This is a genomic window from Pedobacter psychrodurus, from assembly GCF_004331735.1.
GTDB classification, from domain to species: domain Bacteria; phylum Bacteroidota; class Bacteroidia; order Sphingobacteriales; family Sphingobacteriaceae; genus Pedobacter; species Pedobacter psychrodurus.
Window position 1 is genome coordinate 74429 of the sequence record NZ_SJSO01000021.1, and the last position, 21533, is coordinate 95961.

Annotated in this window: 20 protein-coding genes; 7 read left to right on the forward strand and 13 right to left on the reverse strand. The window is 38.1% G+C overall.

Annotated features, from left to right (window positions below):
• Nucleotides 1-121: 121 nt before the first annotated feature.
• A complete protein-coding gene (locus tag EZ456_RS20285; RefSeq protein ID WP_055908699.1) occupies nt 122-1165 on the forward strand; it encodes a hypothetical protein in 1044 nt (347 codons plus the stop codon).
• A 167-nt stretch (nt 1166-1332) separates the two neighbouring features.
• On the opposite strand, the gene EZ456_RS20290 is transcribed toward EZ456_RS20285, so the two are convergent.
• From EZ456_RS20290 to EZ456_RS20305, 4 genes are all read right to left on the reverse strand, one after another.
• Nucleotides 1333-1893, reverse strand: a complete 561-nt coding sequence (locus EZ456_RS20290; RefSeq protein WP_131533306.1) for a type 1 glutamine amidotransferase domain-containing protein — start codon at nt 1891-1893, stop codon at nt 1333-1335.
• Nucleotides 1894-1966: 73 nt separating this feature from the next.
• On the reverse strand, nt 1967-2656 hold the full coding sequence (locus EZ456_RS20295) for a hypothetical protein (RefSeq protein ID WP_131533308.1): 690 nt from the start codon (nt 2654-2656) through the stop codon (nt 1967-1969).
• 3 nt (nt 2657-2659) lie between these two features.
• Nucleotides 2660-3406 carry a glycosyltransferase family 2 protein gene (locus EZ456_RS20300; protein WP_131533309.1) on the reverse strand — a complete coding sequence of 249 codons (747 nt, stop codon included), beginning with the start codon at nt 3404-3406 and terminating at the stop codon, nt 2660-2662.
• Between the two features lie 156 nt (nt 3407-3562).
• Complete coding sequence (locus tag EZ456_RS20305) at nt 3563-4834, reverse strand: glycosyltransferase family 4 protein (RefSeq protein ID WP_225876579.1); 1272 nt, start codon at nt 4832-4834, stop codon at nt 3563-3565.
• Between the two features lie 82 nt (nt 4835-4916).
• On the opposite strand from EZ456_RS20305, the gene EZ456_RS20310 reads away from it, so the two are divergent.
• The 3 genes from EZ456_RS20310 to EZ456_RS20320 all read left to right on the forward strand — a co-directional run bounded on the left by EZ456_RS20310 (nt 4917) and on the right by EZ456_RS20320 (nt 10683).
• Entirely contained in the window at nt 4917-8114 is a 3198-nt protein-coding gene (locus tag EZ456_RS20310) for a S41 family peptidase (protein WP_131533311.1), read from the forward strand.
• 292 nt (nt 8115-8406) lie between these two features.
• Nucleotides 8407-9156, forward strand: a complete 750-nt coding sequence (locus tag EZ456_RS20315; protein ID WP_131533312.1) for a class I SAM-dependent methyltransferase — start codon at nt 8407-8409, stop codon at nt 9154-9156.
• Between the two features lie 6 nt (nt 9157-9162).
• Nucleotides 9163-10683 (forward strand): rhomboid family intramembrane serine protease, encoded by a 1521-nt coding sequence (locus EZ456_RS20320; RefSeq protein ID WP_131533313.1) that lies wholly within the window; start codon nt 9163-9165, stop codon nt 10681-10683.
• Nucleotides 10684-10694: 11 nt separating this feature from the next.
• Here EZ456_RS20320 and EZ456_RS20325 read toward each other — a convergent pair whose 3' ends face one another.
• Complete coding sequence (locus EZ456_RS20325) at nt 10695-12146, reverse strand: alpha-L-fucosidase (protein WP_131533315.1); 1452 nt, start codon at nt 12144-12146, stop codon at nt 10695-10697.
• 164 nt (nt 12147-12310) lie between these two features.
• On the opposite strand from EZ456_RS20325, the gene EZ456_RS20330 reads away from it, so the two are divergent.
• Nucleotides 12311-12985 carry a hypothetical protein gene (locus EZ456_RS20330; protein ID WP_131533316.1) on the forward strand — a complete coding sequence of 225 codons (675 nt, stop codon included), beginning with the start codon at nt 12311-12313 and terminating at the stop codon, nt 12983-12985.
• Between the two features lie 104 nt (nt 12986-13089).
• On the opposite strand, the gene EZ456_RS20335 is transcribed toward EZ456_RS20330, so the two are convergent.
• The 6 genes from EZ456_RS20335 to fumC all read right to left on the reverse strand — a co-directional run bounded on the left by EZ456_RS20335 (nt 13090) and on the right by fumC (nt 17647).
• Entirely contained in the window at nt 13090-13857 is a 768-nt protein-coding gene (locus EZ456_RS20335) for a ThuA domain-containing protein (RefSeq protein ID WP_131533317.1), read from the reverse strand.
• A 40-nt stretch (nt 13858-13897) separates the two neighbouring features.
• Nucleotides 13898-14332, reverse strand: a complete 435-nt coding sequence (locus tag EZ456_RS20340) for a low molecular weight protein-tyrosine-phosphatase (protein WP_131533319.1) — start codon at nt 14330-14332, stop codon at nt 13898-13900.
• 104 nt (nt 14333-14436) lie between these two features.
• Nucleotides 14437-15243 carry a S1/P1 nuclease gene (locus EZ456_RS20345; protein ID WP_131533321.1) on the reverse strand — a complete coding sequence of 269 codons (807 nt, stop codon included), beginning with the start codon at nt 15241-15243 and terminating at the stop codon, nt 14437-14439.
• Nucleotide 15244: 1 nt separating this feature from the next.
• Nucleotides 15245-15760: a fumarate hydratase gene (locus EZ456_RS20350; protein WP_131533323.1), complete on the reverse strand. Its 516-nt coding sequence runs from the start codon at nt 15758-15760 to the stop codon at nt 15245-15247.
• 7 nt (nt 15761-15767) lie between these two features.
• Nucleotides 15768-16115: a hypothetical protein gene (locus tag EZ456_RS20355; RefSeq protein WP_131533324.1), complete on the reverse strand. Its 348-nt coding sequence runs from the start codon at nt 16113-16115 to the stop codon at nt 15768-15770.
• 134 nt (nt 16116-16249) lie between these two features.
• Nucleotides 16250-17647, reverse strand: coding sequence for a class II fumarate hydratase (gene fumC / locus EZ456_RS20360; protein ID WP_131533326.1), 1398 nt, complete (start codon nt 17645-17647; stop codon nt 16250-16252).
• Between the two features lie 198 nt (nt 17648-17845).
• Between fumC and rsgA the strand changes: the two genes are divergently transcribed.
• Both rsgA and EZ456_RS20370 read left to right on the forward strand, forming a co-directional pair.
• Nucleotides 17846-18766 (forward strand): ribosome small subunit-dependent GTPase A, encoded by a 921-nt coding sequence (gene rsgA, locus EZ456_RS20365; protein ID WP_131533328.1) that lies wholly within the window; start codon nt 17846-17848, stop codon nt 18764-18766.
• 116 nt (nt 18767-18882) lie between these two features.
• The gene (locus EZ456_RS20370; RefSeq protein ID WP_131533330.1) at nt 18883-19836 is read left to right on the forward strand and encodes a Smr/MutS family protein; all 954 of its coding nucleotides are present in this window, start codon (nt 18883-18885) and stop codon (nt 19834-19836) included.
• A 471-nt stretch (nt 19837-20307) separates the two neighbouring features.
• Here EZ456_RS20370 and EZ456_RS20375 read toward each other — a convergent pair whose 3' ends face one another.
• Nucleotides 20308-21006, reverse strand: coding sequence for a pirin family protein (locus EZ456_RS20375; protein WP_131533331.1), 699 nt, complete (start codon nt 21004-21006; stop codon nt 20308-20310).
• Between the two features lie 2 nt (nt 21007-21008).
• The gene (locus EZ456_RS20380) at nt 21009-21515 is read right to left on the reverse strand and encodes a hypothetical protein (protein WP_131533333.1); all 507 of its coding nucleotides are present in this window, start codon (nt 21513-21515) and stop codon (nt 21009-21011) included.
• Nucleotides 21516-21533 lie beyond the last annotated feature (18 nt).

Sequence of the window (21533 nt, forward strand, 5' to 3'; positions counted from 1 at the left end):
AAAGCTTATTATGAAGCGAACTATGCTCTGTTAGCTTTGTGATGTTCTCGGTGCGCTCTGTGGTTAATAATCATGGCGAAAAAATTAATATATTTTCTATAAAATAGTACATTGCCTCTGGATGGAAAACAACGATGTGAAAATTTCAAAAAAGAAGCCGATTTTTCCGGTAACGCCTGCTTTGCAGAAATATTTGCGCACTTACCAGCGCGAAGCGAAATTACCTATTGGTTATAACGATTTAATGCAGTTTAACGAGGCCTTCCCTTTAATGGATAAGTTTGGTAAAGATTCACTCTGGGAAGGCCCGATATATGCGCAGGATTTAATAGAAACGCTACACGATGGTTTAAAGGAAATTTATGCGAATCTAAAAGCATCTGGCAATTTGCGCATTGTTGAGCACAAGTATATCGATAAAATAGAATATTGCACTTTCGGAAATACCCATCCCTTTCGTATCCGCATTGTAAACCGTTTAAATGACGTTTACGATTATTTCTACATTAAAAAAGCCGATGCTTCGCGGATTTATGGTCTAGAAATGGAAGAGATTCTCTCGCCAAATCAAGTAAATTATCTGGTGGATGGCAATACTTTAGTAGAAGAACACATTGCGGGTATTCCGGGTGATGTGTTTACAAAAGGTCAGCTGTACACACCAGAGTTTAATCCAACCCGGATAGCAAAAGAGTTTGTTAAGTTTAACGAACGCTGTTTGATTATGCTTTTGGGCGATATGCGGGCCTATAATTTTGTGGTGCAAATTACACCTGATTTTGATGATATTCAGTTCCGTATTCGTGCAATAGATTTTGACCAACAGTTTTACGAAGGGAATTTAAAGGTGTATTTGCCTCAGTTTTTTAAAGAGAATTTGCCCTATGTAAAAATGAGCATGGAGCAATTAACGGAGAAAACTGTACTACAATATCAGCAGGAAGAACGATCATCGATTGTGCACCGCGTAAGGAGTGAACGACACCGTTTGACCGACTTGCGCGATGTCTCGAATAAAGAAGAATTAACCACGCCAGAAAATATCGCTTTATTAAAACAGAGTATGAGCGATTATTTCAAGGATACGAATTATCTACGATGCAAAACCATGACCGATATTATTGAATTAAATATCAAAAACATCATCCGGCAGGTTAAGCTATAAGTGGTAAGATGTTTTCGTGGTGTCAGATGTTGCCGTCTGATACAAAAAAACCATCATATGAGACTTAGTTTCTTCCGTCAGGTGGTAACACCTAACGGCACTAATAAAAACGGCTGACAAATTTGCCAACCGTTTTTGAGTGAATCTAGAAAGAGCGTCCAAAGTTTTTAGGCGTGCTGCCCTTCGTGAACACCTTCGGCAAATTCCTCTACAATTTTATCATTAAAAGCAGGTAAATCTTTTGGTGTACGGCTCGTAACCAAGCCTTGATCTACCACTACCTCTTCATCCGACCAGATAGCACCTGCATTGATTAAATCCTGTGAAATGTTTTTTACCGAAGTCATTTTCCTGCCCTGAACCACATCGGCATTGATTAAGGTTTGCGGACCGTGACAAATTGCCGCAACAGGTTTTCCGTCAGCAAAGAAAGATTTTACAAAAGCCAATGCATCTTCATTAACACGTAACTGGTCAGGATTAATTACGCCACCCGGTAAAAGTAAACCATTATAATCTTCTGCATTTGCTTCAGAAATGGTTTTGTCTACATCCACTTCTATCGACCAGTGATCGTGATCCCAGGCTTTTATTTTCCCGCTTTTTGAGGAGATAATGTGAACGGTTGCGCCCTCTTCTTTTAACCTTTTAACTGGTTCGGTTAATTCTACTTCTTCAAATCCGCTTTCTGAAAGTACAGCAATAATGCGGTTACTTAATTGTCCCATAATCTTTAATTTTTTAATAGGTGATGTATTAAAGACAGTTTGAGGAAATTATTGTTTTTGGAAATTTAGATTATTAGAAAATCTCAATTGTTGTTTCCTTGTCGAGTTCTTGAAAATAGAATGCGTCAAAAATCACTCTGCTTACAATAGTTTTTATAAAAATAGCATCTTTAAAATGATCCAAACCGTAAGTGAAAATTAGTGAATCAACGTCTTTTTCTTCTTTAAAACCGATTGATTTAAGTACAATTCTGGTGTTTTTATCTAAGATGTGCTGTTTTTTAAGCTTTTTAATATTTGTAACTGATAATAAGATTTCTTTATCCGTGCGTTTAAACAATAGAGCCAATTTATTTTCTTTTTTCATGTTGAAAATAAATCCTTCAATCTTCTGTTCTACCAAATCAAATATAGCATCATCAAACTCTTGCCCATCGTTAAAATAACCTGGTTTATAACTATTTAGTTGGTCTAATTTCCGATCAACCTGAGCAAGCATGTGAGCTCTGTACTCATTAGATTCTTCCAGCTCACTTTTTTCAACGAAAAAATCGATTGTCCTTTTTAATCGTTCTTTTTCTTGTGTATATGGATCTATTAATGATTTAATCAGTGCAATCTGGCGTTGTATCCTATTGAGGTTTTTAGAATTTAAACGAATTGCTTTATAATCATTATCAATCCGATCTTCTTCAATTATAGACTCGATTAATTTTTTTTCCTGTTCATAGATAGAGAGTAGCTCGTTAATTTCTTCATTCATAAACTAATCATTTGTCCTACGGTGCTTAACAAAATATAAGGCCAAATTTCCCGCGATAATAATATGATTAAAAATGTTGGGTATCAAGCCATAATATTTGGTAAAGATTTTAAACCGTTCCTTTAAACTTTCGCGGTGTTTTTTCTTGCTCATTCCGCCAACCAGGTATTTGGCTACATAGCGGTGAACATTAACAATGTTAGAAGCTTTTTTTGCCGCTTTGATGATCCAATCAATATCGGCACTGTACTTATAAGTTAAATCATAAGGCGTAATAATACTCCTGCGGATATAAATAGCCTGGTGGCTGATGTTCATGCCATATTTAAAACTCGTCCAGTCGAATTCTTCCGGCGCTTCATGTCTTCTGCGACCTAAATTTTCCCAATTGTCATTGTACATTTCGGTTTCACCGTAATAAATGTCGGCACCAGGGGCTGTAGCGAAAATGTTTTCTACAGTGTTTTTATCGTAAATCTCATCTCCAGAGTTCATAAATAGGACATAGTCGCCTGTGGCAAGCGCCAAACCTTTGTTCATGGCATCGTAAATGCCTTTGTCGGGTTCCGACACAATTTTTGAAATCTGATCTTCGTAGCCCTTTACAACCTGCAAAGTTCCATCATTAGATGCCCCATCTATAACAATATATTCAATTTTTTTATGGGTCTGATTGAGGATAGACTGGATAGTACGTTCGATATCGCGAACGTTGTTGTACACAATGGTGATGACTGTTAGCTTTGGCAAGGGATGGCTTTTTGGGTTGGAGTAAATTTAATAAAGATTGTGCGAATTTTTCTGTCTCAACATGAAAATGAAATTGTGTAAATATTTTGCATCAGATTGTGCTGTAGCCTACCTAAAAGTTTTTCGTGAATTCTACGTTTCAGTGCCTATCAAAAATTACTTCGGCTGTAAATCAATCAATGTTTCGTAAAGATGGATATGCTCTGCAGCGATTACTTCTTCTGAGAAATCTGTTAAAATACTTAATCTGGCCGCTTTTTGGATTTCCTCTTTATTGGGGCGATGATATAACCATTCGATGCCGTTTGCTAAATCTTCAGCATTCTGATATTCGGCCAAATAACCATTCTGCATGTGTTTCACCATATCCGGAATCCCACCAGTAGTAAAGGCAACAACAGGGGTAGCACACGATAAACTTTCCATTACTGTATTGGGCAGGTTATCCTCCAGTGAAGGCGTAATAAATGCATCTGCTGCAGAATAACATTTTGCTAAGTGATCATCTTTATTAATGGTGCCTAAAAAAGTGGTTTTGAAGGGAAACTCAGGCATTTCGGCATTTTCCTTGTTTCCGAAAATAACAAGCTCAATATTTTCTTTTTGTATACCGGCCCTACGCGATAAAATTTCTAACGCTTCTATTAAATAGGGGGTTCCTTTATGTTTGTCGTTTTTTGAGGGCATAAACCCGCTCATCAACACAAATTTATCTGGATTGATCTTCAGGATTTTTTTGGCTTCTGATTTAACATAAGGCTTGAAAATTTTTGTTTCAATGGTATTCGGAATTACGGTTGCTTTTCTGGTACCCAATAAGCTGCTAAACTTTATCGATGCTGCCATCCATTTGCTAGGCGCTACAATATGGAAATTTAATTCAGTATATGCTTTTTGTTTACGTACCCAGGTTTTGTGCGAAACATCATTTTTACCACTGATTTTCAAAATCGGACAATTGCCGCATTGTTGATGAAAGTTTTCGCAACCATACCGTACGTGGCATCCACCTGTAAAAGCATTACTATCGTGGAAAGTCCATACAATCGGTTTTTCCAGTTCATCCAGCTGAGCCAAAAATTTAGGATTTAGGAAACCATGGTTTACCCAATGTAAATGGATAATATCGGCATTTTTAACATCAGGATGGTTGATAACCGAGCGGCCAAACCATTGCAAACTGAAAGGGGTTTTTACCGATTTGCTTAACCATTTGGCATAATACCTTTCTGAGAGAATATTATAAATGGCTTTTGCCTTTTGAAATGGTGATTTGCTAAAGGTATCTATCTTCGGGTTTTGACCAAATTTATAGTAAACCAATACTTTTGAATCGATTCCACTGGCCTTTAAGGCATCACTTAAACGCAAACAGGCACGTCCTGCTCCGCCATTTCCATCATAGGTATTTAGGTGTAATACTTTCAAATCAATCAAAAATACATTTTATTGTTTACGAATATAAAATCTGTTGTGTAATTTCATGCATCAAAGCCAAACAAAATAAATCATGATTAAATCTCTGTTAAAATCGCTTGCAACGTTCGCATTTTTGTTGCCCATTCATTCATTTGCTCAAGGTCAAACCTATTTTGCAGCTTACCCTGCTTTAACGCCCGATGCACAAACAATAGTATTCAGCTATGATGGTGATATCTGGAAAGTACCGGTAAAAGGAGGTGTAGCCTCGAGAGTTACAGCAATGCAGGGTGAAGAGATTAATCCGAAAATATCTCCTGATGGAAAATGGATGGCATTTTCATCCAATCAGTTTGGCAATTATGATGTGTACATCATGCCTTTAACAGGTGGAGATATTAAACAATTAACTTTTAACGATGCTGCTGATGAAGTGGACAACTGGAGCTGGGATTCGAAAACAATTTATTTTACCTCTGGGCGGTACAATTCTTTTTCGAGCTATAAGGTAAGTGTAAGCGGTGGTACTGCAGTCCGTTTGTTCGATAATTATTTCAACACTACTCACCACATTGCCGAATCGCCAAATGGTGAACTGTTTTTCAGTGATACCTGGGAAAGTTATCGCTTTGCAAATCGCAAACATTACAAAGGTGCCTATAACCCCGATATCCAATCGTACAATCCAAAATCGAAAAGCTATAAACGTTATACCGATTATATTGGGAAAGATTTCTGGACAAGTGTTGATCAGAAAGGAAATGTGTTTTTTGTATCAGATGAAGGCAATGAGGAATACAATCTGTACACTTTTATTGGTGGGAAGAAAACAAGCCTGACCAATTTTGACACTTCCATCAAGCGACCTTTTGTTTCGGCCAATGGAACTACTGTTGTATTTGAGAAAGATTATCAGCTATATACTTATGATGTGGCTTCGAAAAAAACAGAGAAAATCAATATTAGCACTTCCCGTAATCAGGTGTTGAGTAAAGAGCAAGAGTACGATGTGCGTGGAAATATTTCAGCATTCGATGTTTCTACTGACGGCAAAAAGATGGCTTTTATTTCTCGTGGTGAAGTGTTTGTAAGTGATGCAGATGGAAAATTTGTCCGCAAGATTACCAATAGTGGTGAACGGGCGCTAGAATGCAAATGGCTGGCCGATAACAAAACGATTTTGTTCAGTCAAACCGCCAACGGATATCAGAACTGGTTTACCATTACCGGTGATGGCAAAGGATCGGTAAAACAGCTTACCAAAGATAAGGCAAACGTGCGCGATATCACTTTAAACAAAACCAAAACCATGGCGGTGTACCTGAGCGGCAGAAATGAGCTTAAGCTCATGGACCTTAAAACTTTCGACGCAAAGACATTGGTAACCGACGAGTTTTGGGCTTTACAAAGCGCTGCGCCGAGCTTTTCGCCAAATGACGAATATGTGCTTTTTACGGTGTACCGAAATTTCGAGCAGGATATTATGGTGCATCAGATTAAAGGTAATAAAACCCTTAACTTAACCAACACTGGTGTTACCGAAACTGGGCCGGCATGGTCGCCAGATGGTAAATATATCTTCTTTACCAGTGCCCGTACCAAGCCATCTTATCCAACCGGAATGTCGAACGCACACATTTACCGAATGGCATTGAACAATTACGATGAGCCTTACCGTTCTGATAAGTTCGATGATCTGTTTAAAGAAACTAAACCCACGCCAACAGAAGTTAAACCGAGTTTACCCGATAAGAAAAATGATAAAAAAGCAAAAACAGATACGACCAGAAAGAAAGCTGAAGTAAAACCTACACCCAAACCTGCGAATGTAATTACGATTAATACACAGGATATTTTAGATCGCATAGAACTGGTTGGCCCATCGTTTGGTGGCCAGTATGGAACCGATGCTTTTGCCAAAGGGGATAAAACCTATGTTTTTTATTCATCTAACCACGAAGGCGGAGCCCCAGGGCTTTACCGTACTACTATTGAGCCTTTCGAAGCCAATAAAACTGAAAAAGTTGCCGATGGGGGTGATTATTCAATTGTATCGGCTGGTGATAAATTTTTCGTTTTATCAAGAGGTACGATCAACAAATATACCTTAGAAGGGAACAAGCTTGATCGGGTAGACCATGGTTATAAATTTACCAGAAACCTGAATGCCGAGTTTAACCAGATGTTTTACGAAACCTGGGTAGGTTTAGATGAAAATTTCTATGATGAAAAATTCCATGGCGTAGATTGGGATAAAATGAGGACACGTTACGCAGCTTATTTGCCTTATGTGAACAACCGGAGTGACCTGAGAATTTTATTGAACGATATGTTGGGCGAACTGAATTCTTCGCACATGGGCTTTAATAGCGCAGGAGCAGAGGAACGCAAAAACCTTACTTATATCACCAACGAAACGGGAATTATCTTCGATAATGTAAACCCTTTAAAAGTTGAACGTATTGCAGCTAAAAGCAATGCAGCCCGAACTGGGACTAATATTTTGGCAGGGGATATTTTGACCGAAGTAAACGGGGTTAAAGTAGATGAAAAAATAGACCGCGATTATTATTTTAGTAAACCATCATTGGATAAAGAAATCACCCTGACTTTTAAACGTAGTGGGAAAGATGTTCTTGTAAATGTACATCCGGAAAGCTCAAGTGCTTTGCGCGGAAACCTTTACGATGAATGGATTACCCAAAACCATAAAAATGTAGATAAATGGGGCAACAACCGGATAGCCTATTCTTACATGAAAAATATGGGTGGCGGAGAACTGGAGACCTTCCTCTTGGATATGGTTGCACAAGAAGAAAATAAAGAGGCCATTATTCTCGATCTGCGCTACAATACCGGTGGAAACGTGCACGATGATGTATTGAAATTCCTTTCTCAGCGCCCTTATCTGCAATGGAAATACCGCGGTGGGAAAATGGCCCCTCAAAGTAATTTTGGTCCGGCAGCAAAGCCGATTGTGTTGCTCATTAACGAACAATCTTTAAGCGATGCCGAAATGACGGCAGCAGGTTTTAAACAACTGAAACTGGGTAAGATTATTGGTACAGAAACCTACCGCTGGATTATTTTTACTTCGGCTAAAGGGCTGGTTGATGGTTCTTCTTACCGTTTACCATCATGGGGCTGTTATACCATGGATGGTAAAAATATCGAAAAAGAAGGTGTTAAGCCAGATATCTTCGTGAAAAATACTTTTGAAGACCGCCTGGCAGATAAAGACCCTCAACTCGAAAAAGCAGTGGCTGAGATTTTGAAAGATTTGAAGTAGGGTTAATCGGTTAATTGTTTAAATCGGTTAATTGAACGGACAGAATCGTCATTTCGACTGAAGTGAAACGAAATGGAGAAATCTTTTCAGCAAGTTTAAAAGATTTCTTCTCTAAAGGAATTCCTTTGGAATACTGCGGTCGAAATGACGATAAAATTTCAAGATAACATTTTTGGCAACTTACACTTTTAACCAATTTCATATTTTAAACAGTTAACCACTTTAAACAATTAACCATTTTAGGCAGTTAACCAAATTTTTCCGTTTCTTTGGGCTTGGAATTATTTAAAACATGGCAAATTTATTAACCGACAGGGCTTTTTGGGTAAATTATTGGGAAAGTAAAAAAGGACTAGCGGTTCAGTTACCTTCTAATTATTTATTTCATCAACAACTGGCAGATGTTATTCAGAAAAATAATGTTAAAACAGCTATCGAATTGGGTGGTTTTCCAGGTTATTATGCCGTGTTCCTTAAAAAATATTTCAAGCTTGATGTTACCCTTTTAGATTATTTTGTTCATCCGCCGGTTGTAAACGAGCTTTTGGAAAAGAACGGCTTAACCGAAAAGGATATCCATATTATTGAGACTGATCTATTTAATTACACACCCGAAAAGCAATACGATCTTGTTTTAAGCTGCGGTTTAATCGAGCACTTTAATGATACTGCCGATATTATTAACCGCCATATTGCTTTTGTAAAACCAGGTGGTACTTTGTTTATTACGCTACCAAATTTTAAGGCAGTTAACGGCTGGTTTCAAAAGACTTTCGATAGAGAAAATTATGATAAACATAATATTGATAGCATGGACCCAGTGTTATTGAAGTCTATCTGCGAGCAAGCCGGACTTACAGAAGTAAAATCGGGTTATTTTGGTCGTTTTAGTGTTTGGCTAGAAAATGAAAGCCAAAAATCGGCAGGTGTTCGTCTATTTAAGAAGGCAGTTTGGCTGACCGGAAAAGTATTTACAAAGATTATCCCATTCGAAAGCAAAAATTTATCACCTTATATTATCTTAGTAGCGAAAAAAATCTAACGCGCTATGTCAATCAGTTGGGGTTACTCGCCTAAAATTGAAAAGTATATTCCTTTGGCCGAATTTCCGGCAGATCAATATTTAATTATTGCCAAGCAGGCCATCGAAAATCTTGGCTGGAGCCTTAGCCATGTGTCAGAAAGCGGACTAATTGCTTACACACCAATATCTTTCCAGTCGTATAGCGAAGAAATATCAATCCGCATCCATGGCAATTTTGCTGTGGTAAAAAGCGAGTGTGTAGGGATTCAGATGCTTTTTAACGATTATGGCAAGAACGATTTAAACCTCGAAAAATTTTTTCATGAATTTGAATATGTAGAGTTTCATTTAAAAGATGTTTGGGAAGAAAATTTATCTAAATTTCATCAGTTCATAGCAACGCAGGATGATCGCTATTTTGAAAAAGCTCCTTTGGCAACAAAAAACAAGATCAAAAATGTACTGTTCCTGTTTTTTCCTCAAAAAGGCTATACTGCAACGCCAATTTTGGTGCTCATAAATGTTTTTTATTATTTGGCACTTGTTCTTTTCTCGATTGTGTACCTGAGGTATCAGTTTGTAAGAAATGGAAGCAGTTATGATCCCGATTTTATAGAAGAACTAAAAAAGATAGCGTTAAATTTTGGCGTTAATCAGCGTAATCTTGTGCTGGGCGGCGAATACTGGCGTCTGATTACCTATCAGTTTATTCACGGATCTAAATCGCATTTGTTTTTTAATATGTATGCCCTGATTTATCTGGGTTTAATGATCGAAAATAAACTGGGCTGGAGAAAATACCTCTTTATTTATTTGGTGAGTGGCATTTGTGGTGGCTTGGTGAGTTTGATTTTTCATCAGGAAGGGGTTATGATGGGGGCTTCTGGAGCAATTATGGGCTTGTATGGCGCTTTTATAGCTTTATTGATTACTAAATCTTTTGAACCCAAGGCAACCAGGGCACTATTGGTGAGCACATTGATTGTTTCATTACTGGTGCTTGTAAATGGCGCATTTGGTAAAAGGGTAGATAATGCGGCGCACATTGGTGGCTTTGTTTCGGGCTTTATTTTTACCTATTTGCTTAACTATAAATGGGATAAAGCTTTCGAAGTTAAAACCTGGGCAAGGTATGCGGTTTCAATGCCTTTATTCCTAATGTTTTTTAGTGGGGTAATTTACTTTAATCCAAAGTATGGTACTGAAGAATACCGCAAATTAAGCGATACTTTTAATGGCAATCTACGATCGCTTAACGGGATTATGAACTTAAAAGTTTCTTTACCAAAAGATGTTAAATTAGCTTCTATCAAACAAGATGGTATTATTCCTACCGAAAGGAATTTGGTTGTAGTTAAACAAATGCAGGCTTTAAATTTAAAACCTGAGGATGTTAAAGAGCGTGATGAAAAAATAAAACTCAGTAAAGCATCCTATCGGGCCGTAATGCTGATGTACAGAGACATTAAGGCCGATAGTACTTATCGTTACAGTAAACAAACGTCTACTGCCATAGGAAGCGTATTCGAGATACTTTACAAATAGATTAAATTAATTTACCCAGCTTTTTTATATATCCCAATTTCACTCAGTGTAATACAAACCGGAGATTTATTAATGTTTATTTTTACTTTATTAGTTGTAACCGGACTGTCTAATTTAATTAAGCGTTTTGCACCAATGCTGGTGCCATCGTAAACTTTTTTCCAGGCATTGTTTTCAAATACCTCAATAGTATAAGCCTCTATCCGCTGACCTAACGGAATGTACTCTTGTAGGCTAATGATGTCAAAGGTTTTGGCTGTTTTTAAATCTACTTCTAAGCTTGCCTGATGAATATCATCCTGTGTGGCCCAATAACTCTCTCTTTTGCCATCAAGTAGGGTAGTAGCATCGTACTTTTTACCTCTGCTATTGCTCGCTTTAATCGATGCATTTTTGGCCAGGTTATTCTCGAAGGTATGTTTAACTTGGTCACCAAAGGTTTTGAGCGCAGCTACGTCATCATCATGGAGTTGTCCACGTGTATCAGGCGCTAAACCAAGATCTAAACCTGCACCACGGCCAACACTTTTTAAATATAGATCGAATAAGGTTTCTGGCGTTTTTGGCTTTTCGTTGGCATGATAAAACCATCCTTTTCTTAAAGGAACATCGCATTCTGCAGGCATCCAGAATTTCCCGTTTCTAATTCCTTCGGGGCTTTGCGGGTAATTTGCTTGTCCAGGCACTGCTACATTTTTTCCATCGGGTGCCATTGGTGTGAAGGTTGCCCAAGAGGTTGGTGCAGCATGCCCATCTTCATTGCCTACCCAGCGGATATCTAAACCGATATCGCTAAAAATATTGGCCATTGGTTGCATTTTGCGCGTAATTGCCCAGGTATTATTCCAGTCGTAATACGTGGTATTATCTATCGAACGTTTTTCTTTTGCCCCACCGTAATAGCCATCGCCACCATTAGCACCATCATGCCAGCTCATAAAAAGTTCACCAAAATTGCTGTAAAGCTCTTTTAACTGTGCTTGGTAAATGGCAAGGTATTTATCTGTTCCATAAAGCGCACTGTTCCTGTCCCAAGGTGAGCAATAAACACCGAATTTTAAGCCGTTTTTACGTACGGCTTGTTCTACCTCTTTAACTAAATTTCCTTTTCCTCCTCTGAAAGGACTTTTACTGATGTTATAATCAGTTGTTTTGGTTGGCCATAAAGCAAATCCATCATGGTGTTTTGCAACTAAAATAATACCTCTCAAACCGCCTGCTTTGGCTGCTTTGATTATCTGTTCGGCATTAAAATCTGTTGGATTAAATGTTTTTGGGTCGGCATCACCAAAGCCCCACTCTTTATTTTCGAAAGTAGTTGGCGTAAAATGGATTAAGCCATAAACTTCGATATCATGCCAGGCCAACTGCCTGTTTGAAGGTAATGCACCGTAAGGTTTAGGTGGCGTTTGTGCGTAAATAGTTGTGGAGAGCAGTAGAAAAAGAATCAATAAAGGTTTCATTATAATTATAGCTTATGTAAAACTAAAGTACAAATAATTAGCCTTGGTAAGGTAAGAGTTAATCAATATTTAACCTGTTGAAAATGTAAACATGAAATTATTTTTACATCTTGATCGTTACACGGATTCATCAAACATTTAATTTCAGTTTACGTTAGTTAACCATGAGCGCCTTTATCCAGCATCCTCCTGATGGAGGTACAATATATACAGAAACCAATCTTAGTCAGGTTTTTCCGGAGCCTTTTAATACCATAACCAGTTGCTTTTTCCTGGCTATTGCGGTGTATTGGACAATAAAAATTTGGGGAAATTTTAAGCAGCATAGGTTTCTAACCATTGCATTAGTTTTACTTTATATAGGGGGGATAGGCGGCACTACCTATCATGGGCTAAGACGGTGGCCAATCTTTATCATGATGGATTGGATACCTATTATGCTTTTGTGTCTTTCGGCCGGTGTCTACTTTTTTTCCAAATTAACCAAATGGTATTATGCCGTTTTAATTGTAGCTGTATATGCCTTCTTTCAATTTTATGTTCGAAGGCTTTTTAGCAACGGCGATTTTCAGATTTTCATCAATATCAATTATGCTTTTATGGCCGCACTCGTTTTATTTCCAGTATTTGGCTATTTGATCAAAACTGAGTGGAAAAATGGCAAATGGGTGGGCTTTGCCCTAATTGCTTTCATCTTCGCACTCACTTTCCGTATTGCCGATAAATGGGATGTGTTTACAATAGGCACGCACTTTTTATGGCATACCTTTGGTGCCGTGGCTTCTTTCTGTATGCTGAATTACATTTATTTGGTTAACTTTAATAGGATAAAGAAGTAGTCGATATGAGAAAACTAATGATTTATTAATATCAAGAGCAAAATATTTACAAGAGAAAAATTGAGCTTGCTGATTTGATAACCTCAGCAAGCTCATCCTTAAATTTATAATTTCGAATGTGCTTTGCTGTAATCTAATTTCTTTTGGCTACCAATAGCATACTCGATACCGCCCCATAAATGGTTCTGAAATTTATCGTCAGCCCAGCCTTCTTTAGTATGCCCCATGCAGGTATAGAAAGCTCTTCCACCATCAAAGTTATGGTACCAGCTAAAAGGATGGAAATCGCCATTTTTACCACCAGTGTAAGATTTTTCATCTAAGGATATCAAGACTTTAATGTCAGGGTTGATATCCTTAAAGTTATATAGCTCGTCTTTTCTCATCCAAACTGAATCGGTAAAGAATTTAGTGGCGGGATGTTTTTTGTCTTTAATGATAAATTTAGCTTCCTGCACGGCTGGGTGACTGATGAAATAAGCACCTGCTAATTTGCCATACCAAGGCCAATCGTATTCAGTATCGGTTGCGGCGTGGATGCCTACATAACCTCCACCTGCCTGGATATATCTTTCGAAAGCTACTTGTTGTTTATTATCTAAAACATCGCCTGTTGTATTTAGAAAAATAACAACGACATATTTTTTAAGGTTATCTTCTGTAAACAGATCCGCATTTTCGGTGGTATCTACATCAAAATGATGCGCGACGCCTAATTTCTGGATCACTTCTTTCCCGGTTTCGATAGAGTTGTGTCTAAAGCCTTTGGTTTTGGAGAAAACTAACACTTTTGCAGATTTCTTAACAGTAGTGTAGCTCTGGAATAAAAAAACGGATGCAATTAATAAACATAGGGACAGGTACTTTTTCATTTTTGTTGACGTGGTTAGTGGTGGATAATGCGCTTTAAATTTAAGAAAGTTGTTTGATAATTTCCCTACATCTTTCTTCAACCTGCTTGCAAACAGGATTAAACAGGGCATTATCCCAGTATGGGTCTGTAACTTCGTCGTTATCAAGAAAAAGTTTAACCTTTTTTCGCTCCTCATCGGTTGTAGCCAGACTTTTAACATCGGCTAAATTATTCCGGTCCATAACCAAAATCAAGTCATATTTAGCAAACATGGAGTGGTTAAATTGTTGTGCCCGCTGTTTGCTGATATCGTAACCAAGAACTTTCGCTGCAGAAATACTTCTATGATCGGGTGCTTTGCCAATATGCCAATTGCCTGTTCCTGCCGAAGCAATTTCCCAGTTTAAATGCTGTTTATCTACCAAGTGGCGCATAATGCCTTCAGCCAATGGCGAACGGCAAATATTACCAAGGCAAACCATTAAAATTTTCAATATATTATACTTTAAAAGTAAACACTAGTCCTTCGAGAGGCTCTCCGTAGGAGTCCTTTGGACAGGATGACAATCTATATACTGATACAACCTCATTCGTTTTTTTATCCGTAGATATCGTTTAACATTTTCGCCAGGCGTACACCGCCTTTTAATAACTGGTCGTTAAGGGTATCAAACCATTCGAAATTGTAACGGTAACTTAATTTCGAATCTGGTTTGGTGTTGTCGTAAATTTTGTTGCAAATGCCGTACGATTCGTAAATGCAATCTTTTAAACTTGTCTTTTGCCAGTTGTAAAGTTGAACTGCCGAAGGATGATTAATTGCTTTAGCATATTCGGTATAGCTTAACTGTTGGTATTCGATCAGCTGCTCATCCCAAACCCTGTGGATGTTCGATTTTTCATTGAACCATAACACCGAAATGCGGTTACCGCCCAAATCATCTTTACGGGCAACATGCATCGGCTGGCATAAATCTCCTGCCAGGTGAACCAACATACGCAGGGCTAATTTTTTTTCGGTTACGGTACTGCTTGTTTTCTTTAAAATGGCAATTAAATCAGGAATTTTATTGTAAAGATTTGGTGTTTTTTCTGTCTCCAAAAAATGATATACGCCATTCTTATCTAATCCTGCCGGAAGATTAACAAAATGCCAGTTGTACATATAGTTATAAGTGGAATCCGATTTAATAAAATCGCCCCAATTGGCCGACATGGCCAAAGTTTCGTAGCCTAAAATACCTTGAATAGCTTTGCGCGTTTTAGCCTTTAAATAACTATCGGCAATTTCGCCAACCACCCGGTGACCAATAGTACCCCAGGCATTCACCTGATTTGGTAAATAGGCTAAAAAACCAAAAACTAGCGCTATGGTTAATTTCTTTTTAATTGATGTTAAAATCATTTTATAATTCTTTTTGTACGCAGGTAATTTTTTCTTTAAGTGTTAATTTAATTTCGCGCTGATCGCTTAAACTTTCTAACAATAGTGTATCTGCTGATTTCCTTTTGATGAGGAAGTTCTTGTCGTATCGGCCAATGCGGTAACATCCCGATATTTTCTGTTTGTAGTTAGCATGTGTAAAGGTGGCGCCAACAAATAGGGTATCGCCTTTAACTACGTAAACACCTTTGGCATATTCTTTCCAAATGCCATTGTTGTAGCAAGAATCTTCGTAAAAATTTATTTTGCTGTGGGTAACCATATCAATGTAAACAGAATCGCAGGTAAATTTGAAATGATGCTGCGTGTAGTTGCTTAGTTTATTGCTAAAAGCGACAGAATCTTCATTCCAAACGCCTTGCATAAAATCTTCACCTTTGCCCTGTATATTGGGCCGCGGACTACAAGCTATTTGCAGTACGAATAATGTGAAAAGGATGATGTAGATCCCCTTTAAACCTGGATGCAGTTTGTTCATTGTATTGTTAATCGATGCTTTTAGGAAACTGATCGTAGGTTACAGTATTCTTTTTAACGGTATTGATAATCAGAATTAAAAAGCCGATGGCAAAGCAGAGACTGGCAATCAGATTAAAAATACCTATTACTGTATAATACTTTGAAATATCTGTGTAGGGAATATTTTTATAACTCGTTAAAATTGGCATCAAAAGGTAAAGTAGGTGAATTATTAGGCCCATTCCTGCCCCAATGGTCATTAAAATAGCTTCTATACAAGATTTTTTTGCTAAAAAATAACAACAGGTTCCTAATACAATAACCGGTGAAATGATAGATGTCAAACTGAGCAGTGTAGAGAGTATTGAATTCATTTGCCTGTTGTTTTATTAATTGTGTTGATTTAGACCTGTAATTTTAAAAGTAACGTCATTCCCGCGCAGGCGGGAATCTTAATGCAATGCGCTTTAAGATTCCCAATCGAGTTGGGAATGACGATCCTTCTAAGTTATTTCAAACTGCCAACCATGTCTTCCGGGCGAACCCATTCATCAAACTGTTCGTTGGTTAATAAACCCAGCTCAACTGCTGCTGCTTTTAAAGTTTTATTTTCTTTATGTGCTTTCTTCGCGATTTTGGCGGCATTTTCGTAACCCACATGCGGATTTAAAGCAGTAACCAACATCAAAGAATTTTGTAAATGTTTCTCAATTTCTGGCAAATTAGCTGTAATTCCTTCAGCACATTTATCGGTAAAAGAAACGCAGGCATCGCCAATTAAACGGGCCGATTGCAATACATTAGCGGCAATAAGCGGTTTAAATACGTTAAGCTCAAAATGACCTGACATACCGCCTACTGATACAGCAACATCGTTACCAATTACCTGTGCACAAACCATTGTTAAAGCCTCTGGCTGTGTAGGGTTAACTTTTCCTGGCATGATAGAAGATCCCGGTTCGTTATCAGGAATTACAATTTCGCCAATACCACAACGAGGGCCAGAACTTAACATCCTTACATCGTTAGCCACTTTCATTAAGGCAACAGCAGTACGTTTTAACGCGCCAGAAAGTTCTACCATTGCGTCGTGCGCTGCTAAAGCTTCGAATTTATTTGGAGCTGTAACAAACGGTAAACCAGTTAAATCAGCAATTTTTTTAGCCACTAAAACATCATATCCTTTGGGTGTATTTAAGCCCGTACCAACAGCGGTACCACCTAAAGCCAGTTCGGCAACCATAACCAAAGCATTTTTAATGGCTCTGATGCTGTTATCGATCTGTTGTACGTAACCAGAAAATTCCTGACCTAAAGTAAGCGGTGTAGCATCCATAAAGTGTGTGCGTCCGGTTTTAACGATCGTACTGAATTCTTCTACCTTTTTGGCTAAAGTATTTCTTAATTTTTCTAAACCTGGAATGGTATTTTCTACCGTAAGTTTATAGGCTGCAATGTGCATTGCAGTTGGGTAAGTATCGTTTGATGACTGTGATTTATTTACATCATCATTAGGGTGAAGTACTTTTTTATCGTCAGCTAATGAACCACCGTTAATTACATGGGCACGGTTTGCGATCACCTCGTTACCATTCATGTTGCTTTGTGTGCCCGAACCAGTCTGCCAGATTACCAACGGAAACTGATCATCTAACTGTCCTGCAATAATTTCATCACAAGCTTTGGCAATTAATTCAGCTTTTTCTGCTGATAAAACACCTAGCTCGGTATTAGCAAGAGCCGCAGCTTTTTTCAGGTATCCAAAAGCATGGATGATTTCTTTTGGCATCGAACCTTCGGGTCCGATTTTGAAGTTATTGCGTGAGCGTTCGGTTTGTGCACCCCAGTATTTGTCGGCTGGTACCTGCACCTCGCCCATGGTATCGTGTTCTATTCTGAAACTCATTATATTTTTGATTTTTATTGTCGCAAATTTAGGTTTTTTGCCTTTTAAAGCGTTGGATTTATGTAAGATATTTAATGGATAACAAAATATATGGCCGAAATGTCGGTATTCTTTTTATTCTTCTTCATTAATGTACAAACTTTTATCCTGGCTAGCCGCTTCTACCAATGAAATCATATTCATACCTTTACCGCAAATATGCAGGGATTAGTTATTAAATCTACAGGGAGCTGGTATAGTGTTTTGGCCGATAATGGCGAACGCTATGATTGCCGGATTGTAGGAAAATTCAGAATTAAAGGACTTAAAACCACCAACCCGATTGCGGTTGGCGACAGGGTGAAATTTGATCTGGAACGGGATAGCAACCAGGGTTTGATAAACGAAATGCTGCCGCGTAAAAACTACATCATTCGCAAATCTATTAATCTGAGCAAGCAGGCACAAATATTAGCTGCAAATTTAGATATGGCTATGCTAGTGGTAACGCTAGCTTCACCCCGCACTTCTTTGGGCTTTATCGACCGTTTTTTGGTTACCGCCGAAGCTTACGACGTGCCTGCAGTGTTGGTGTTTAATAAACTCGATCTGTTTAGCAAAGAAGGCTTAGAAATTCTTCAGGAGTTTAAAGATATCTACGAAAATATTGGTTATGCCTGCTACGAAGTTTCGGCTTTAAAGGGCATTAATATTCCGGTTATCCAGGAATTGATTACGGGTAAAATTACCCTGATATCTGGTCACTCTGGTGTGGGGAAATCGAGTTTGATTAACGCATTATTACCTGATCGTGATTTGAGAACAGGAGAAGTGTCAGACTGGAGCGATAAAGGACAACATACCACTACTTTTGCCGAGATGTTCGAGTTGCCACAGGGTGGTTTTATTGTAGATTCTCCCGGGATAAGAGAGTTGGGTGTGATTGATATCGAGAAGGAAGAACTGGGACATTTTTTTAGAGAAATCTTTAAAACCTCACATAACTGCCGCTTTAACAACTGTAAGCATGTTAACGAACCTGGCTGTGCAGTTTTAGCAGCAGTAAATGAGGGCGAAATTGCAGTTTCTAGATATGAAAGTTACCTAAGCATTTACCACGGAAACGATACAAGGCACTAAAAAAGCTGAAAGACCAAAGACTAAAGGAGGTAAATAGCTTTATGCACGAAGTTTTAATTCAAACTGCTTAAAAATCTTTGTGTACTTTGTGCCTTAGTGGTTAAAAAAATAAAGAAATGAAATTTAAACTGGGAGATTTTGTGCGTTTTGTTGATGAAAAACGTGAAGGATATGTAACTAAAATTATCGATACCCAAACTTTAGGCGTTACCGATGAAGATGGTTTCGAGATACCTGTTGCGGTGAGTAATTTAACTTCTGTGCATGGTCATGGCGTGGTAGCCGAAGAGTTGGATGCCCCAAAACCTATCCAGGTAAATATTCCCAGCATTAGCAAAATCGAAAACGGCATTTATATAGCTGTTGCTACCGATGATAAAGCAGGTAATGTAGTGCATTTCCACTTGAAGAACCAATCACCAAATATTTTGTTGGTAAGCTTAACCACCGAGCGGAAAGAAAAATACGCTGGTACTTTTCATGGCGTGATTGAACCTTATGCCTCCGCTTTGGTTTACTCAGCTTCGTTGGCCGATCTTGATCTTTGGCCAGAATTTAACTTTCAGGTTTTAGTATTTAGTAAAGCAGACGTTAAGCCTATTGATCCTTTGGTAATCCGTAAAAAATTTAGGGCAAAAGATTTTAGCACCGAACAAAAGGAATTGCCTCAGTTGAGAAACAAGGGCTGGTTGATCCGTTTGGATGATCTGGTTCCTGTAACCATCGATCCGCAGAAATTAAAGGAAAGTTTTTTCAGATCAACTGAAGAGAAAAAAACAGTTACAGCTCCACAAAAAGAAATTGATCTGCACATCGAAAAGCTAAGGGATGATCATCATTTTTTAGAAGCCGATGAAATGTTGCAGATTCAGATTAACCATTTCCAAACTGCAATGGATGCTGCGGTTGTGCATCATTTTGATAAAATCGTTTTTATCCATGGTTCAGGTAATGGTACCTTAAGAGATAAAATCCATAAACTGATCAGTAAAAATCCGCATGTAAAAACATACATGGATGCCAGAAAAGAGAAATTTGGCTATGGTGCTACGGAAGTTGTTTTTAAATAAAATGTCATCCTGTCCAAAGGACTCCTACGGAGAGCCTGTCGAAGGACAACCTCATAATTTACTTATTTAATCATTTGGGCGTTCCCCAATCCCGTGAAGAACGGGAAAGGGGCGGGCTTTGATGGGCTACGCTTCGCTACGGTACCGATGAAGAATCGGCACTAAACCCTTCCAATCCCTAACGCAAAACCCAGCTTCAAAAAATATCCGTGGTGTAAGATGTTACCATCTTACACTGAATTAAATCTTTTTAGATATATGCTAAGTCAGATTGTAACACCTGACTGCACTGCATTCCTACATCCGTCATTCTGAACTTGTTCCAGAATCTATTCAGTAAATTAAAGATTCTTCACTGCGTTCAGAATGATAGAAAGATAATTGTCATCCTCGGCCTCCAGATGAATTGGGACGGGTAGTAGAAAGACTAAGCGTTAATCTTCCAAATCTGCGGGAAAAATGTAAGTCCTTTTAGGTGGACGGGGTTAACTCCAAAATCACTACAATGGCATTATTGCTCAATGCTTCCAGTTCTACCTGTTCAATATCCCAGAGCGCTAAACTGTCTCTTGCGTGCATTAACCGACCTTCAATTTCGAAAGCACCATCAATAATAAAGGTAAAAAACTGATGATTTGAGTTTTGCATTTTATAAATCGCTTCTTTGCGACCAGCAAAAATGCCTGCACTTAATTTAAATGGTAATTTTGGATTGGAAATAATTTCGAGCAGTTGGTTTTGGTTTTTTTCGAAATCGAAGTTGAAAAGCATTTCACTTGCTCGCATTAAAAACATATCCGTTTTAATCCCAAACTGCATGTAATTAATCATATCATTTTGATACGGATTACTGATTTCTAACACTTCGCCTTTGCCCATATTCAAAACCTGTATCTGTCCGGTTTCTAAAGCAAATTCTTTTCCATTGGCAACAATGTCTATTCCGCCGGTAATGGGCATAAATATTTGAAGAGAATCCTCTTTGCAAAGAAAAAAGGTAACCTTTCCGCCAATAATAGATTCATCGTTGCATAAAAATAATTGGCCAAAAGGCGCTCTATGCTCGCTGTAATAATTCTCAAAATTAAAGGTGCTGTACCTCATTAATACTGAAGTTTCGTTTAGTCCACGTTGATCGGCTAAAAATATTTTTCCAGGTGTGAGTTCCATTGTTAATCGATATTCTTTATGGCATGAATACTTACAAAAGGCTGTATTTGAAAAAGGTTGGTGAAAGCTTCCTCCTCGTTGGTTTCTTTAAATTGCGACACCAAAAGCTGATTACTAATTGTATCGTGCCAAATTAATGGCTTTGAGAAAAAATTGATTGCAATTTTATGTTTTTCAATGTCGTTGATGTCAGAGTTAATGATTTCGAACTTAAAATTTTCAAAAGTTAAAAAACGCCGGCCCAAATTATCCAGTATGTCGGGGATTATTCCGTTTAACTGGCGTAAATAGCCTGTAATGGCCGCGCTGACCAAGAAATGCAATTTCTCAGCTTCTGGAACGTGCAGTAACATTTCGGCAAAAGTAGTAAACCGCTGTTCTTCATTATAAAACTGAGCCTGCATTTTAAATTCTGCAAAGCTATCTTCGTGTACAAACTTATCCCATGCATTGGCATTGGTTGTATCAATTACTTTTCTATAACACAACGTAATTACTTTTCTCGACATGGCATAAAATTAAAAAAG